The sequence below is a fragment of the Bacillus sp. REN16 genome (genome assembly GCF_020731355.1).
Taxonomy (GTDB): domain Bacteria; phylum Bacillota; class Bacilli; order Bacillales; family Bacillaceae_L; genus Ferdinandcohnia.
Map to the genome: position 1 here is coordinate 234,345 of NZ_JAJFZK010000005.1, position 18,086 is coordinate 252,430.

General features: G+C 42.4%; 11 protein-coding genes and 1 pseudogene. All 12 read left to right on the forward strand.

The window, feature by feature from the left end; all coding sequences use genetic code 11:
- The 12 genes and pseudogenes from galT to LKW28_RS08490 all read left to right on the forward strand — a co-directional run bounded on the left by galT (nt 1) and on the right by LKW28_RS08490 (nt 18,065).
- Nucleotides 1-1,491 (forward strand): UDP-glucose--hexose-1-phosphate uridylyltransferase, encoded by a 1,491-nt coding sequence (galT, locus tag LKW28_RS08440; RefSeq protein WP_229139912.1) that lies wholly within the window; start codon nt 1-3, stop codon nt 1,489-1,491.
- Nucleotides 1,492-1,506: 15 nt separating this feature from the next.
- A complete protein-coding gene (locus LKW28_RS08445; RefSeq protein ID WP_229139913.1) occupies nt 1,507-2,553 on the forward strand; it encodes an aldose epimerase family protein in 1,047 nt (348 codons plus the stop codon).
- Between the two features lie 587 nt (nt 2,554-3,140).
- The gene (locus tag LKW28_RS08450; protein WP_229139914.1) at nt 3,141-4,127 is read left to right on the forward strand and encodes a LacI family DNA-binding transcriptional regulator; all 987 of its coding nucleotides are present in this window, start codon (nt 3,141-3,143) and stop codon (nt 4,125-4,127) included.
- A 129-nt stretch (nt 4,128-4,256) separates the two neighbouring features.
- Nucleotides 4,257-6,323, forward strand: a complete 2,067-nt coding sequence (locus tag LKW28_RS08455; RefSeq protein WP_324255020.1) for a beta-galactosidase — start codon at nt 4,257-4,259, stop codon at nt 6,321-6,323.
- 710 nt (nt 6,324-7,033) lie between these two features.
- Nucleotides 7,034-8,200: pseudogene (locus LKW28_RS23235) on the forward strand (arabinogalactan endo-1,4-beta-galactosidase); the annotation flags it as partial.
- A gap of 21 nt (nt 8,201-8,221) precedes the next feature.
- The gene (locus LKW28_RS23240; RefSeq protein WP_420708850.1) at nt 8,222-9,202 is read left to right on the forward strand and encodes an Ig-like domain-containing protein; all 981 of its coding nucleotides are present in this window, start codon (nt 8,222-8,224) and stop codon (nt 9,200-9,202) included.
- 680 nt (nt 9,203-9,882) lie between these two features.
- Entirely contained in the window at nt 9,883-10,227 is a 345-nt protein-coding gene (locus tag LKW28_RS08465) for a hypothetical protein (protein WP_229139915.1), read from the forward strand.
- 107 nt (nt 10,228-10,334) lie between these two features.
- Nucleotides 10,335-10,754, forward strand: coding sequence for a hypothetical protein (locus tag LKW28_RS08470; RefSeq protein WP_229139916.1), 420 nt, complete (start codon nt 10,335-10,337; stop codon nt 10,752-10,754).
- Nucleotides 10,755-10,793: 39 nt separating this feature from the next.
- Nucleotides 10,794-15,404 carry a type VII secretion protein EssC gene (gene essC / locus LKW28_RS08475; RefSeq protein WP_229139917.1) on the forward strand — a complete coding sequence of 1,537 codons (4,611 nt, stop codon included), beginning with the start codon at nt 10,794-10,796 and terminating at the stop codon, nt 15,402-15,404.
- Nucleotides 15,397-15,648: a methyltransferase gene (locus LKW28_RS08480; RefSeq protein WP_229139918.1), complete on the forward strand. Its 252-nt coding sequence runs from the start codon at nt 15,397-15,399 to the stop codon at nt 15,646-15,648. Before essC ends, LKW28_RS08480 begins: the two co-directional genes overlap by 8 nt.
- Before the next feature lie 286 nt (nt 15,649-15,934).
- Nucleotides 15,935-16,657, forward strand: a complete 723-nt coding sequence (locus LKW28_RS08485; protein ID WP_229139919.1) for a hypothetical protein — start codon at nt 15,935-15,937, stop codon at nt 16,655-16,657.
- 4 nt (nt 16,658-16,661) lie between these two features.
- Nucleotides 16,662-18,065 carry an Mbeg1-like protein gene (locus LKW28_RS08490; RefSeq protein ID WP_229139920.1) on the forward strand — a complete coding sequence of 468 codons (1,404 nt, stop codon included), beginning with the start codon at nt 16,662-16,664 and terminating at the stop codon, nt 18,063-18,065.
- Nucleotides 18,066-18,086 lie beyond the last annotated feature (21 nt).

Genomic DNA, 18,086 nt, shown 5'->3' on the forward strand with positions numbered 1-18,086 from the left:
ATGACAATTTATGGGACTGTACAACAGCTAACAGAGCAAGCCGTTAAGGTCGGACTGCTTGAAAAAGAAGACAGGATTTACGTCCGCAACCAGTTCCTTTCCTTGCTGGGCCTTGAGGACTTTACACCAACCGAACATGTCTCACCTGAAAAAGATATTCCAACTCTAGTTGAGGAATTAGTAGAGTACGCGTGCGAAAAAGGTATCATCGAAGACTATTTTGACGCAAAAGAAATTTTAGCGAGCAAAATCATGAACACGATGATCCCCTTACCGTCCGCGGTAACAAAACATTTTTACAAGCTTCGGGAAAAGGATCCGGTGGCTGCGACGAACTATTTTTATGAATTAAGTAAAAATAGCAACTACATTCAAATGAAGCGAATCGAAAAGAATATTGAATATAAGGTGGAAACGAAGTACGGCGAGCTTGATATCACGATTAATCTGTCAAAACCGGAAAAAGATCCAAAGCAAATTGCTCTTGAAAAGGAGACAAAAACAACAGGCGAGAAGTATCCAAAATGCTTACTATGTGTGGAAAATGAAGGCTATGCGGGACGAATCGGCCATCCGGCTCGTTCCAACCATCGCATCATTCCGGTACCACTTGAGGGTGAAAACTGGTATCTCCAGTATTCGCCATATGTGTACTACAACGAGCATTGTATCGTCCTTTGCGAGGACCACCGCGATATGAAAATCAGCAAGGATACATTCAAGCGTTTACTTGCTTTTATCGAGAATTTTCCGCACTATTTCATTGGGTCAAACGCGGACATCCCGATTGTAGGGGGCTCGATTTTAACACATGATCACTATCAAGGTGGAAACTACGAATTTGCGATGGCAAAAGCAGAAGACGATCTAAATTTCACCTGGGATCGCTATAAAAATATCGAGTTCTCAACTGTAAAATGGCCGATGTCTGTTCTTCGCTTAAGAAGCAGTGACCAAGAAGCCTTAGTTGAAGCAGGTGACCATATTTTACAAGCATGGCGGCAGTATAGCGACCCAGAAGCTGAGATTATTGCTTTTACAGGCGATACGCCACATAATACAATCACACCAATTGCCAGAAAGAGGGACGGAAAATACGAGCTTGACCTTGTGCTTCGCAACAACCGCACAAACGACGAGCATCCACTTGGCATTTTTCATCCTCATGCCGATGTTCATCATATTAAAAAGGAAAACATCGGTCTCATCGAGGTAATGGGTTTAGCGGTACTTCCGGCTCGACTAGAAACGGAACTGCAAGAGGTTGAAAAATACTTAATCGGCGAGGCGAATTCAGTCAATCCTATTCACCAGGAATGGGCGGACGAACTAAAGGCATACAATCCGACTAGTGAAAACGTCCATGAGCTTGTGAATCGTGAAGTTGGTAAAAAGTTCATGCGCGTCCTAGAGGATGCCGGCGTCTACAAGCGTGATGAAGCGGGCCAAGCGGCGTTTAAGAGATTTATAGAGTCTATAAAGGGCGAATAAATGGAGGGTGAGAACATGAAGGTCACAGCAGATATTTTTGGTGAATTAGGGAATAAACCAGTTCACGCATACACAATCGAAAATAACAACGGGATGTCAATTCGTTGTATTAACTACGGGTGTATCATAACTGACATGATTACCCCTGATCAAAACGGCGATTTTGAGAATATTGTCCTTGGGTTCGATAAGATTGAAGACTACCTGCAATACTCTCCTTATTTTGGAGCGATTGTAGGACCAGTTGCGGGGAGAATTAAGGCAGGACAATTTGAACTTGACGACACTGTCTATCAGCTTGAGAAAAATGAGAATAACAACCATTTACATGGCGGAGCGAAAGGCTTTAGTAACCTCATTTGGGATGCAAACCTCATTGAGCAAGCAGAGGAAGCAGGCGTCGAATTTGAATATATTCGTCAAGATGGCGAAGGCGGATATCCCGGAACAGTAACTGTAAAAGTGAGATACATCTTAAACAACAATAACGAATTCAAAATAACCATGTCAGCGGTATCAGATAAAAATACAATTTTAAACCTGACAAACCATACGTATTTTAATCTTTCTGGAAATGCAAAACGCGATATTCTCCAGCATGAATTAACATTAAAAAGCAATCGATTCCTGGAGTTAAATGATGAGCTGCTTCCTACTGGAAAAATGCTAGATGTAGAGGGCACAGCATTTGACTTCCAACAGGGCAGAAAAATTGTAGATGGAACAACAGCTGATCATCCACAAAACATCTTAGCAGGAAATGGGTATGATCATCCTTTTCTCTTAACCGACAACCAAAATCAAGAGATCCAACTAAGCGATGAAACATCAGGAAGAACCCTGATTGTCGAAACAAACCAACCGGCAGTAGTTATTTACACAAGTAACCAATTAAATGGTCAATTTGAAATCCGAGGATCGAAAGCCCGTCCCTACCTGGGAATCTGCCTAGAAACCCAAGGACTACCCGACGCCATCCATCACCCCCACTTCCCATCAGTTGTCGTCAAAAAAGACGAACAATACCAATGGGAAACAAAGTACACATTTTTAACAAAATAGGAAACAAGGGGAAACGGGGGGACGGTTCTCTTGTTTCCTTTCTGAAAATTAAGGTACACTCAAATTATGGTTTTTAGACGCAAATAATGAGTGGGCGACGCAAATAATGTGGAAACGACGCAAATATCGTGGGAACGATGCAAATATGCGTGCGAAGATGCAAATCTGTGTGGGAACGAAGCAAATAAGTGGGCGATGATGCAAATCCGTGTGGGACCGAAGCAAATATGCGTGCGAAGATGCAAATCCGTGTGGGAACGAAGCAAATCTGCGTGCGATGATGCAAATCCGTGTGGGACCGAAGCAAATATGCGTGCGAAGATGCAAATCCGTGTGGGAACGAAGCAAATCTGCGTGCGATGATGCAAATCCGTGTGGGAACGAAGCAAATAAGTGGGCGATGATGCAAATCCATGTGGAACGAAGCAAATAAGTGCGTGATGATGCAAATCCGTGTGGGAACGAAGCAAATAAGTGCACAACGATGCAAATATCGTGGAAACGACGCAAATCCTGCCCAGACCGACGCAATTCCGCCACCCCAATGCACCAACCAAACAAACAACTCCCGAGAAAGAAGGTGAACCATGGCAACGATTAAAGATATCGCGGAAAAAGCAGGCGTCTCAATCGCAACGGTATCAAGGGTTCTCAATTATGATGCCAGCTTATCCGTCAGCGACGATACAAAAAAGAAAATATTTGAGATTGCTGAGGCGCTTTCGTATAAAAAACGCCCATCCAAGAAGTCTCCTTCTGCTCGGATAGGGATTCTCCTTTGGTACACCGAAAAGGAAGAGCTGAATGACCTTTATTACATGTCGATTCGACTTGGAATTGAGCAGCGCTGTGAACAGCACGGTATCCAAGTGGTCAATTTTTATAATAGCATTGAAAGCATGAAGCAGGAGGAGCTTCAGGGGATCATCGCGGTTGGCAAGTTCAGCACTACTCAAGTCGAAGAACTGTCAAATCTGACACAGCATCTTGTGTTTGTTGATTCGAACCCGAATGAAGACGTTTACGATGCAATCGTAATCGACTTTGAAAAAGCAACGCGAACGGTGTTGAAGCATTTTACCCAGACCGGTCATACGAATATCGGCTATCTAGGCGGACGCGAAGAGTACAAAGACCATTCTTCAGAAATCGAAGAAATCCGTGAAAAGACATTCAAAAACTACCTCAGTGAAGCCAATCTATTAGATGAGAGCAACATGTATATAGGAAGCTTTACGGTTGAGGATGGCTATATGCTAATGAAGCAAGCAATCCAAGAAAAAGGTGACACGCTGCCAACAGCCTTCTTCGCAGCCAATGACTTGATCGCAATTGGTGCATTGCGTGTGCTGAATGAAGAAAAAATCGAAGTACCCAACCGGGTCAGCTTAATCGGCGTCAATGATATTAGCGTATCCAAGTACGTCTTCCCATCGCTGTCGACAGTTAAGGTCCATACTGAAGTAATGGGTGAAACCGCTGTTGACACGATTCTTGAACGGATCACAGGAAGGCAAATCGCGAAAAAAATATTCATCACTACCAATCTCATGATCAGGGATAGTAGTAAATAGTAATCCATGACATCATGCATCCACAGATTGAAACATCACTGTATTTGGCTTGAAAAAGTCTAGGCACAACTATGCCAAGACGATTGATAAAAATGGCAAGATAGTAATGAAGATAAAGGATGGATGTAAATGTCAAATCAACGCGCGAATAAAACATTTGTCACAAAAGCAATGCACATGCTTCACGGTGGGGATTACAATCCTGATCAATGGCTGGATTACACAGAAATTTTAGCTGATGATATTAAATTGATGAAGCTTTCTCATACGAATACGTTCTCTGTTGGGATCTTTGCGTGGAGTGCGCTTGAACCTGAAGAAGGTGTTTTCAACTTTGAATGGCTTGATAAAATCATCAATGACATTCACAGCATTGATGGAAAAGTAATTTTAGCAACACCAAGTGGGGCAAGACCTGCCTGGATGTCGCAAAAATACCCTGAGGTGCTTCGTACAAATGCAGCTAGGGTCAAGCAATTACATGGTGCAAGACATAATCACTGTTTTACATCGCCTGTCTATCGTGAAAAAACACAGCAAATGAACCGTAAGCTAGCTGAACGATATGGCAACCATCCTGCCCTTATCATGTGGCATATTTCCAATGAATATGGCGGGGAATGTCATTGTGATCTTTGCCAGGATGCTTTCCGCAATTGGCTAAAAGAAACATACAACCATGATTTGAAGGCATTAAATCATGCGTGGTGGGGACCCTTCTGGAGCCACACGTTTACGGATTGGTCACAAATTGAGTCTCCGTCTCCAATTGGTGAAAATATGGTGCACGGTCATAATTTAGACTGGCGCCGCTTTGTAACCGATCAAACGATTGATTTTTATAAAAATGAAATTGTTCCGATTCGTGAATTGACACCAGAAATTCCAATTACAACGAATTTCATGGGTGATACGCATGATTTAATTCCATTCCAGGGGCTTGATTATAGTAAATTTGCGAAGCACCTTGATGTCATCAGCTGGGACGCGTACCCTGCTTGGCACAATGATTGGGAAACGACTGCTGATTTGGCGATGAAGGTTGCCTTTATTGATGATCTCTATCGCAGTCTTAAGCACCAGCCGTTTTTACTCATGGAATCAACACCAAGTGCTGTAAACTGGCATAACGTCAACAAAGCGAAACGCCCGGGAATGCATTTGCTTTCTGCGATGCAGATGATTGCGCATGGTTCCGATAGTATCTTGTATTTCCAATGGCGTAAATCAAGAGGCTCCTCAGAAAAATTCCATGGTGCGGTCGTTGATCATGATAATAGTGCAGAAAATCGCGTTTTCCAAGATGTCGCAAAAGTTGGTCAAACGCTGGAAAAGCTTTCCGAGGTAGTGGGCACAAATCGTTCTGCCGAAGTGGCATTCCTTTACGATTGGGATAATCACTGGGCATTAGGTGATGCGCAAGGCTTTAGCAATGCAACAAAGCGTTACCCGCAAACAATGCATCAGCATTATCGTGCGTTCTGGGAAAAAGATATTCCAGTAGATGTGATTACAAAGGAACATGATTTTTCTTCCTATAAATTACTTGTTGTGCCAATGCTTTATCTTGCAAGTGAAGAATTAATAGCAAGACTGAAGGATTACGTAAAAAAAGGCGGCACACTCGTGATGACGTATATTAGCGGGCTAGTGAACGAGCATGATTTAACCTATTTAGGTGGATGGCCAAGTGATCTGCAGGAGATTTTTGGAGTAAAACCACTTGAAACAGATACGTTATTCCCGGCAGATCGAAATGGTGTCACTTTCAACGGGAAGTCCTATGAATTAAAGGATTATGCGACTGTTCTTGAAGTGAGCGATGCGAAAGTTGACGGTGTCTACGAGGAAGATTTCTATGCGAATACACCAGCTATTACAAGCCATGAATATGAAGCAGGAAAAACGTATTACATCGGCGGACGACTTGAGGATGATTTCCAACGTGATTTTTACGAAGCGATCATGAAGGAATTATCCATTCAGCCTGCTGCGGATGTGAAGCACGATCGTGGTGTTTCCGTACAAGTAAGACAAGCTCCTGATCATGACTACATTTTTGTCATGAACTTCACTGAAGAAAAACAACAGGTGAACTTTGCGTCTAAAGTTACAGATGTTGTAACAGGTGAATCATTCCATGGTGAAGTTATATTAGGAAAATATGAAGTGCGTGTTGTTGAAAAAAATGAATAACAAGTAGTCGTTGATAACGGCTACTTGTGTAGTATTAAACTATCATTAAGGAGACTTGATGATAGTTTTCTAGAATAATAATGTAAGCGCTTTATGATTAGGAAGGAGAGAGAAATGTGCATAAACATAGACGTGGGTTAGTTGTATTGGCTGCGATTGTTCTCTTTTGGAGTACATTATTTATGAATACAACTTTTGGAATGGCTGCTACATCAAGTGGCGTCGTAAACGGTGGCTTTGAATCGAATTTCTGGGATGATGGTTCCTGGACAGTTGAAACCACCAATTGGACAGGAATTGACGTTCAGCATTTCGCTTATTCAGATGACTCTTGGATAACGCCAGCTGAAGGGGATCATGCATTGAAGTATTGGATTAAGGATATGGCAACAGAAGCCCAAGACTTTACTGTCCACCAGATAATTCCGACTTTATCAGCTGGTACATATATCTTAACCGTTCAATCTATGGGTGGTGAAGGTGCCGAGGCAGGGCAGGTAACTCTTTTTGCGGGTGATGCTAAGAGTGAATCTGCCTCAACAGCTGGCTACAATAAGTGGGGAATGCTCAGTCTTGACTTTGAATTAACGGAAAATGTGACAGACTTCAAGATAGGTTCAATCGTAAAAGGTGCACCAAATGCATGGGGCTACCTCGATCATTTTTCACTTGTCAAAAAAGGGGCAGATACTGAGGTTCCAGAGCCGGTTCAAGCTGATCTTTTCGTGAAGCGGGTCGATGGTCTTAGTGATGATTTTATTAAAGGTGTAGATGTTTCTAGTATTCTATCATTAGAAGATAGTGGCGTTACCTTCTATAATGAAGCAGGAGAACAGCAGGATATTTTTACAACGCTAAATGATGCTGGTGTGAATTATGTCCGCGTACGTGTTTGGAATGATCCTTATGATGCAAATGGAAATGGATATGGAGGCGGCAATAATGATGTCGCCAAAGCGATCGAAATAGGAAAACGTGCAACTGCGAATGGAATGAAGGTCTTAGTCGACTTCCATTATTCTGATTTCTGGGCAGACCCCGCCAAGCAGATGGCACCGAAAGCTTGGAAGGATCTCAGTTTTGAAGATAAAAAGAGTGCGCTTTACACTTTTACAAAGGATAGTTTACAACAAATGGTTGATGCTGGTGTTGACATCGGCATGGTCCAGGTCGGGAATGAAACCAATGGTGGACTTGCTGGAGAGAATGATTGGATAAAAATGAGTGAGCTATTTAATGAAGGAAGTCGTGCGATTCGTGAAATTGATCCTTCGATTTTAGTTGCGCTGCATTTTACAAATCCTGAAACCTCTGGCCGATATGCGACAATCGCTGAAACACTTGCTAAAAATGGTGTGGATTACGATGTATTTGCAAGCTCCTACTATCCGTTTTGGCATGGTACTTTATCAAACCTAACGAATGTCTTAAAAAATGTCGCAACAACCTATGGGAAAAAGGTGATGGTTGCTGAAACCTCTTATGCGTATACAGCGAAAGATGGAGATGGGCATGGAAATACCGCTCCAAAAAGCACAGGTCAAACGTTAAACTATCCGATTACGGTTCAAGGACAAGCAACTGCTGTAAGAGATGTCATTGATGCGGTTGCGAAGGTTGGTGACGCAGGAATTGGTGTATTTTATTGGGAGCCAGCATGGTTGCCAGTTGGTCCAGCCGAGAACGTCACACAAAATAAAGTTCTTTGGGAAAAATATGGCTCAGGCTGGGCAACTAGCTATGCCGGTGAATATGATCCACATGATGCAGGGGAGTGGTATGGAGGATCAGCTGTTGACAATCAAGCATTATTTGATTTCACAGGTAAACCACTGCCATCTTTGAACGTATTTAAATATGTAGAAACTGGTGCAGTTGCTCCAATCCGAATTGATGAAATTAAGGATGCCAATGTAACTGCAATTCTAGGAACAGACATTACTTTACCAGATGCAGTCGAAGTGACTTACAATAACGGTGAAAAAGGTTCAGCTGCGGTAACGTGGAATGAAAGCGAGTTGCAGCAAGCAATTGAAAATGGTGTCGGGGCATATGTCATCAACGGACAGGTTGAAAGTGGAATGTCTGTGAAGGCATATCTGACAATCAATCCAGAAAACTTTGTGATGAATCCGAGCTTTGAGGATAGTGACCGAAGTATGTGGGAAATCATCTATCCAGAAGGCATTGAACCACACGCAAGCTTCCAACAAAAAGCGTCTGATGCGAAGACAGGTGAGTATTCCCTGCACTTTTATTCAGGAACAGGTGTTAATTTTAAGGTTCAACAAACGATTACTGGTCTAAAACCTGGCTATTATACTCTCTCTGCGTTTGTTCAAGGTGGTGATGCTGGAAATCAAGTCATGTCGATCTTTGCCGCTACTAATAAGGCGGATTACTTTGAATCCACATCTGTGAATGGCTGGGTCAATTGGAGCAACCCACAAATAGAGAGCATTCTTGTGATTGACGGCACCCTTACAATTGGCGCAAATATCAAAGCGGACGCTGGTGCCTGGGGAACGCTTGATGATTTTTATCTCTATCGTGTCGCGGATTATGAGGTTGTAGAACCAGAGAATCCAGATGATGACAAGGATCAACCAGGTAAAGGGAATGGTAACACACCAGGAAATAATAACGGGCAGATACCAGGGAATAACGGGAAGCCTCCTGTAAATCTAGGTGATCAAGGCAAATCACCAAATCAAAACAACAAGCATTCCCAGCCGAACAAACCTAATGAAGGTAAAGTACTGCCAAAAACCGCAACAAACTATTACAATACTTTGCTGCTAAGCTTTGCACTTCTTACAATAGGTACAGCTGGTATGATTCTTTATAGGGGCAAATCAGCTAAAAGACATAGAGAATAAAGGATGAAAAACCTAGTCCCCCGGGCTAGGTTTTTCTCGTACCTATTTAATAGGAAAGAAAGAGTACAAAAACCCCCGCTACGACCGCGAAAATCCAAGAAACCTTAGTCCTATCCTCTCATTTTCCTACAAATGACAGCATTGATTTTTGACACATAAAGCACCAATTGACAGAAAATGGACCTTCTTTTACAAATCTATTACTAATTTCCAGAGGCACCCCACTTTTTTCCTTCTGTGAGTATGAAAATGCTTACAAATCTCAGGAATCATTCTAACTTATGTCAAGTTACAAATATATTACAAACATTAATGATAAAAGGACTATTTTCCTATTAAATGTAATAAAGGGCTTCGAGAGGCTTGAATTCGAGATATTTGTCGAGGTTTATCAACGTTCTTAGGTTTTGTGAAATTACCAAAGGTACTAGTGGGGTCGTACACCTAAGGTAGTAAGCGGGTCTGACAGAACCGACAATTTGTAGAAAAATGTAGATAAAACAGGTCTTTCGTATCGGTTTTATCGTTATTTGAATATTCGGTAAAAATTGACCTAAGCCGAAATATCGGGTAATTTTTAGTATATATTTGGAAAAAATGTGAACGAACTATGTGATTTTTTACTTCGAATAAAGGTACTACACGATATAAAACTTATTTACAATAAGCGGGTGATTATTATGGGAATTAATGTTTCTGCTGCAATTTCACAGGCAAACCAACTTCGCAATTATGCCTCACAGCTTCGCAATCTAAAAAGCTCTCTAAATGGGTTTAAGGGAAATATCAACTCTGCCTGGCAGGCGACAGAGGTTCAGTATCTCAATCAAGCAATCTTGGAGATCAATCGTGAGCTAAATCAGATTGCCTCAAAGCTTGATTCAGTCGCACCAGACATCATCTCAGTCGCAAACCAAATCAAACGTGAAGAAGAGGCAGCTGCTCGTGCAGAAGCTGAAGCGAGAAGGAAGGCCGAGGAAGCAGCACGACAAAGAGCTGATGCTAGGGCACCGCATCTTCGCTGATCGAGTCAGTTTATTCTTTGTACTTTTGCTTACAAGTGTGATGAAATAGGCAATCGCGATGGTGGCCAGAATTTTCGCCAGTCAAGTGATGAAAGGCGGTCACGTCCTTGATTTTCATAAAAAAATTGGTTCAATACCTCTCCTTGTTCTTTTTGATGGCTTTCTATATTGCAGCCTTGGAGGGTATCTATGTTGGGAATATTACGGGCGGTCTAATTATGCTCATCATTCTCCTTCTACTAAACTATTGGATATTAAAATGGATGAGCAAGTATCCTGTATCTTATCCGGGCCTGTATTTTTTAAACGGATTATTAACGATCATTAGCTTTATTTTTATCATTTATTTACTTATATTCATAACCGGCAGACGTACGTTTGGCGAAGGTGTAAGTTACTCCATCCTTACCCTTGGGCTGTTATCTGCCGTGTTTTGGTGGAATTTTAATATTTTGGAAGTATTGAGAAATAAAAAAGGAACACCCCAAAGGTTTCAGAAGAAGTCGTTTAAAAAACGAAGAATGTAGTCGTCATTTTAAACGCTTATTGTAAGGGAGAGATTTGCTTTGATATTAACTCTATTTGATCGGGAAAAGGCTTTTACATTTGTGCTGCCTGAACGCGTGACTGGAAGGTATATTTTAACGTCTGAGGATGCGAATGGCAAAGCTGCAGACATGATGGCGATTGAGGCGGAGGACGGGAAATGGTTTTTAAAATCCAACAAATCGGCGTTTCTCACGAACGATAAGCAGGAAACGCTTGTCAAACAAGAAATTGAGCCATTTAAAACATATACGATTTCCCGCAATCATGACGCATCGGCACTTTTGTATGTGGAGCCACCGACAAGTGATCGAAATGAGTATACAAAGCATGAGGTAACGGGAAACAGTATTCGGGTTGGCCGTGGCAATGACTGCCATATTCGGTTTTCAAATAAGCTCGTTTCCAGCTCCCACTGTGTGATTCAGTATGATGCACAGGGGCACGCAATTATCCGGGACAACAACAGCTCGAACGGTACATATGTCAACGGTGAACGCGTGAAGGAAAAAGTTCTCTCAACCGGTGATGTTATTTACATCATGGGGTTAAAAATTATCTACAATGGCAAATTACTTTCACTAAATAACCCACATCAATTGGTATTTTTAGACCGCAATGCCTTTCGTCCGTTTGAGGTGCAAAAGCCGATTATTGAAGAAGAGGAGCCGCTTGACGATTTCGAAACCGAAGAAATAAATGATGACCTCTATTATCGCTCGCCACGTTTTAAGCGGGATATAAAAAGAACCGAAATTAGAATTGATCCGCCGCCACAACAGCGGGACCTTGATGAAACGCCATTGATGTTTATGCTTGGGCCTTCCATCACAATGGGGATGGGGTCGCTCTTTATGGGGTTGTTCACGCTAAACAATGTAATGGCGCGGGGCGGGGATTTCACACAAGCAATGCCGACATTGATTATGTCTTTCAGTATGTTAATCGGAACCGTATTATGGCCAATTTTAACAAAGCGCCACGAGAAAAAGCAGCGTATTAAGCACGAAAAAAAGCGTCAGGAAAAATACTCAAAATACATTGAAGAAATGGCCCAAAAGATTGAAGAAGAGTGTGTAAGACAAAGTGAGATTCTTCATGAAAACCATGTCGCCCTGCAAAACTTAACTTCAAGGATTACGATGCGAAAACGAAATCTTTGGGAGCGCGGGATTGGCCAAGATGATTTCCTTAAGGTTCGCCTTGGGATTGGCGATCTCCCGTTAAACGCAGAACTGAAATACCCTGAGAAAAAATTTACCCTGGAGGACGACAATCTCCAGGATGAGCTTTATAAAATGGTGGAGGCGCCGCACATTTTAAAACAAGTGCCGGTAACCTTAAGCTTTGTTGAGGAATATGTCAGCGGTGTGATCGGAAGACGCAGTCGCGTGCAGGATTTTGTGAAGGGACTTATTTTTCAATTAACTGCCTTACATAGTTATGACGAGCTGAAGCTTGTGTTCCTTTACGATAAGAATGAGGAAGAATACTGGAAGTTTACGAAATGGCTCCCGCATGTGTGGGATGAGGCGATGCAGATTCGCTTTATCGCAACAGATGCGACCGAGGTGAAGGAGCTGTCCGCTTATTTTGAAAAAGAAATCACGAGTCGTGCAGCGATGGATGAGGAGCAGCTAAAGGACCTTGACCAGCACTATTTGATTTTTTCAATGAGTAAGTCACTTGCGTCAAGGGCTGAGATGTTCAACCTCCTTTTAGAAGAGAAAAAGAACATCGGAATAAGCCTTGTCACCCTGTACGATGAGCTTAAAAATTTACCGAAAGAATGTACGATGGTGGTTGAGCTTGCGGACGACATGTCCAAGATTTTCGACAAGGATGACATTTCTGGTTCCTTCACAGCATTCGATGCAGAGTTTTATGAGCGTGATGACGCTGAGGAGGTTGCAGTTCGCTTAGCTAATATCCAGCTTGCATCCTCGGTTGAGGCATACACGCTTCCAGAAATGATTACCTTCCTTGAAATGTTTGGGGTCAGTAAAATCGAGCACTTGAACGCACTGACTCGCTGGAAGGAAAATAACCCAGTGCTGTCGATTGAAACACCGATTGGGGTCGACACGATGGGTGAGCTGTTCAAGCTAGATCTTCATGAAAAATACCACGGTCCACACGGGCTAATTGCGGGTATGACAGGGTCTGGTAAGTCTGAGTTCATCATGACATTCATTTTGTCACTTGCGGTGAACTATCATCCGGACGAGGTTGCGTTTATTTTAATCGACTACAAGGGTGGGGGAATGGCGAATGCCTTTTTAAACCTGCCGCATCTGGCTGGAACGATTACAAACCTTGACGGGGCAGCCGTGAAGCGCTCCTTGATTTCGATTCAAAGTGAGCTGAAGCGACGTCAGTCAATTTTCAGTGAGACGAGTCGACGGATGAATGTAAGTAATATTGATATTTATAAATACCAAAAGCTGTATCGCGAAGGGCAAGTAACGGAGCCATTACAGCATTTGTTTATGATTTCAGATGAGTTCGCCGAGCTTAAAACCCAGCAGCCAGAGTTCATGGAGCAGCTGGTGAGTGCGGCACGTATCGGACGAAGCTTAGGTGTCCACTTGATTTTAGCCACACAAAAGCCGTCTGGTGTCGTCGACGATCAAATTTGGAGTAACTCGAAATTTAGAATCAGTCTGAAGGTACAGGAAAAAGCGGACAGTATGGAGGTCATCAAACGACCAGATGCTGCTGAGCTGTCAACGACGGGCCGTTTTTACTTACAGGTTGGGTATAACGAATTGTTCGAGCTTGGTCAATCAGCATGGGGCGGGGCGCCGTATTACCCATCTGAAAAAGTGGAAAAACACGTGGATGAAAGCATTAGCGTCATTGACCACCTGGGTCGCGTAATCAAGAGTGCGAAGATTGATCGCAGAACAATGGTTCAACATCCTCCGAAACAGCTTGATGAAGTAACAAAGTACTTAGAAAATCTAGCAAAACAGGAAAATATCACAGTCAAGCAGTTATGGCTTGACCCGATACCTGCAAAAATCTATTTAGATCATTTAGCTGTTAAATATCGTGAAGTAACAACGAATCGCTTTGAATTGAACCCGGTGATTGGGGAATATGATGATCCGGCGAACCAACGCCAGAATGTAATGAGACTACCAATAACAAAGGATGGCAATACTATCATTTACGGAGTTGCGGGTAGCGGGAAGACGACGTTTGTTGCGTCAATCATGTACTCGCTCATGGAATCTCATACGCCAGATGAACTGAATGCGTACTTGCTAGATTTTAGCTCGGAAACATTAAGCTGGTTCCGTGAAGCGCCACATGTTGGGGATGTTCTATTATCCCATGACAGTGAGAAGATTGATAATCTCTTTAAAATGTTAGGCAGCGAGATTGAGAGACGTAAAAAGCAGTTGTCCAATTATGGCGGCGACTTGCAGACGTACAACCGTCTGTCAGAGGACGGTCTGCCATCGATTGTGATTGTGATCCACAACTATGCCGCGTTTTCTGAAATGTACGAGTCGCATGAGGAGTCGATTTCCTTCCTCACTCGTGAGGGGACGAAGTACGGGATTTATTTTATCGTGACAGCTGCCCATACCGGTGCAATTCGCTACCGCTTGATGCAAAACTTCAAGCAGCTGTATGTATTGCAGCTTAACGACACGACGGAGTATTCAGCAGTACTTGGAAATGTTGATGGCGTCTTCCCATCGAAGCATAAAGGCCGAGGTATTTTCAAGGCTGACGGCGTCTATGAATTCCAAGTTGCCCTGATTACGGAGGGTGTAGAGGACATGTACCAATACATCACCGATTACTGTCGTCGTTTGCGCGACAATTGGGGCAAGAGTGCTGCGAAGCGAATTCCAGTCTTGCCGGAAAAAGTCGATATCGAGTATCTGCATGATGAAATTCATTACAACAAGTCTAATAAACTTCCAGTTGGTGTGGAAAAAGATTCGCTGGCTGTGACATATTTTGATTTCGGTCAATCATGTGTGAATCTTGTCTTGGCAAGCAGCAGCGAAACCACATCAAGCGTGATGCAAGGGATTTCCGAAATCATTCATACGAATGAGAAAAATGAAGTCATCGTGTTTGACCCGAATGAGGATCTGATTGAACTTGGCGGCAAGCATGTGTCGAGTGCAGCAGAAATCGAGGAAACCGTCGTTTACCTCTTTAACACATTGGTGTTCCGCAACAACACAACGAAAGATGCGGTTGAAGAAGGTGCAACACCACCAGTGTTCGAACCGATTTTCTGCATGATTCATTCATTCAGCGACATGATGATGCTTTTATCAGAGGACGGTCAGGATAAGCTGAAGGTCTTTCTCGAGCGGATTGACGGACTCAATGTATATATGGTCATCTCAGACCGTGCTGATGCGTTGAATTCAGTTGCATTTGAGCCTTGGTTTAAAAAACAGGCTTCGTTAAGCGACGGAATCTGGGTTGGAAACGGCATTACCGATCAGTATTTAATGAAGGTTTCAAAAGTCACAAACAGCATGTATCAAGAAATCCCAGAGGACTTCGGATATGTGCTGACAAAAGGAAAACCAAAGTTAGTCAAACTTTTAACGGGTTCGAAGTCACGCGTTGAGGAGGCGGTCTATCATGGATAAGGTGTTAGTCGAGGTTTTCATTCCAGCCTCAGGCGAATCCTATGACGTCTTCATCCCGTCCCAGAGCAAGCTCTATGAAGTCACATTTTTACTCGCAAACACGATGACAGAGCTCTCGGGCGGCTACTTCGTCGCAACCGACACCACCGTCGTCTGCGACCGCGAAACCGGCACAATCTTTGACATCAACCAGACTGTGGAAGAATTGGGATTTTTAAACGGTAAGAAATTGATGCTGGTTTAGGATTGCCAGGGGCCAGATGAGTTCTTGGAAAAGCGGCATTGACGGGCTATGTCCGATATATCTGAAGATTTGTCCGATATCCGGCCGAAATTGTCCGATATATTGAATCTTTTGTCCGATATGTTCAAAGTTATGTCCGATATACACATAACTTTGTCCGATATCTTCGAAAAAGGGGTTATTTTTATAAACTAGCAATTCGTAAGGAAGGTGCCAAATGAGGTTTCAAAAGAGGGTAGTCTTATTCCTTCTTCTATTCATTCTCATAATAGGAGGAACAGGGTGTATGAGTTCAAGTAGCGCAAGTACCGAGGATAAAGCGATTCAGTATTTAGAAGACAAGTATGACAAGGAATTTGAGGTCATGTACGCAAAAGAGGGAAGTAAGCTTTTCCAGGATTTATATGGCGGGGACATGATTACCGTTCATCCAAAGGGAGAACCGAACGAGGTTTTTACTGTTAAAGAATTTAATGATAAAGGTGAATGGATTGATAACTATTTACTGGCTAAATGGGGATATGAATTACAACAAAAGCTTGAATCGGATATAGCTAAAGAGCTACCTGAGGGGACCCTTTTTAAGGTGAATTTTTCGATTAATAGCCAGTTAGATGAATCAATGATGGATATGTCAGTGGAAGATTACCTAAGTAAGTATAACGATGCCAGGGTATCCCTTATTGCGGGAATTAAAACTTCTGGTGAGCCGGACATCGATCAATATAGCGAAGGAATTTACAACCTTTTTCAATTGTTTAAGGGATTAGGTACGGAGCTTTATGTCATTTCTGTTGGATTTGTCGATCAATCTGAAGACATTTCTGAATACATTCAAACATCTTTCGTAAATAACCTTCCATGGTCAAATTTAAAAGGGAAGGTATACGGTGAAGTGAACGTTGATGACAGACTTGATCCTGAAAATCCAAGTGAAAATGTCCATCCGGATGTAATCTTACAAAGTCCTGCGAATGTAATGGCGAATTACGAAGCATTTGAGGAGTGATCAAATGTCTCTTGCACAGCTAACAGAGGAAGAAAAGTATATTTTACTTGAATTTTCCTATCTTGATATCCCTAGTGATTCAATGCCAAGTAAAAATAAGCAATATACAATCGACGATATTCTTAAAAATATTCGAGTTCCAGACTTAAATGAAGGGCAACTGACAAAATACAATGCCATAAAAAAGTTTATGGATGAGGACCGAAATGAATTTTCTCCACTTAAAGATGTTACCTTAAGTGGTTATCAAAATAATAACCCTAATGGAGGAAACAATTCCGGAGGGGATTCTTACTCTGGCTTTGTCGGCTATGCGTTTACCGATAAAGAAGGGAACGGTACAGCTGTATTTAGAGGTAGTGAGGATTTAACAAATGTGGCTCATATCGCAACAGACTGGGTATCCAATGTTGAGGCGGGTATCGGAGTTACGATTCAACAGCAAAGGGAAGCAGATGCCTTTTATGGAAAATTCATTAAAGGCTTAGATGGAGAACAGTATGTATTCGGTCATTCCAAAGGCGGAAATCTGGCGGAATATGTACTCGTCAATAATCTCGATGATGAAAAGTTGACCTCGTATATTGTGAATGGCGCTCCCTTATATTATTGGACCTTAACAAAGGCGCAACGGGATGCTTTAAAGGATCGCAATACATTTATTGTACATGAAGGAGATGTTGTTTCATCTCTTGGATATGCGCCATATGTAGATAAAACAGTTAAAATAAACAGCACGGAAGAAGGCTTGATGTATCCACATGGCTTGGATAGCGTGGATTTTACAGCACAGGGGGATTTTAAAAATGCAACTGAGGGAGCCTCCCTTGTGCGGGATATCGGAAATCCAATTGCCGGAATTATTATGTTGGCAGCCTCACTTCATCCAAAGGTCTTGGTGTATAGAGCAGCGGCTGCGATTCGCGATGCCACATTATATATTTTAGAAGCAGCAAAAAGAGGACTTGAAAAGGCTGTTAACTGGGTGAAGGACCAGGCAACCAAATTCATTGCAAAGGTAAAAGAACTAACGCAACAGGTCAAGGATGAAATTAACCAATTCATAACGAATGTAGCATCAAAAGCAGCCATGATTTTTGTAAAAGTAGTTGCGAAGCTTGGTGGTTACTTCCCGGTTGAACCTTACCTAAAAGTGAATGTAGATCGTCTTTACTACTATGCCCAAAGACTTGAAAGCATTAAGCGTCGTGTGAACGCACTGAATGACAGGATCGATTCCCTCTATTGGGAGGTTGATCTTTTAGACATACGTCATGTGTTGAGCGCCGATATCCTAACTTCATTTTCGTTCAGGCTTAATCAAAACATTAGCTACTTAAATACTGCTGCCCGATTGCTTGAATCGAGCGAAACAAAGCTAGTTGGCAAGGCAAGGATTATTCGCTAGGAGAAACCAAAGGAGGGACTG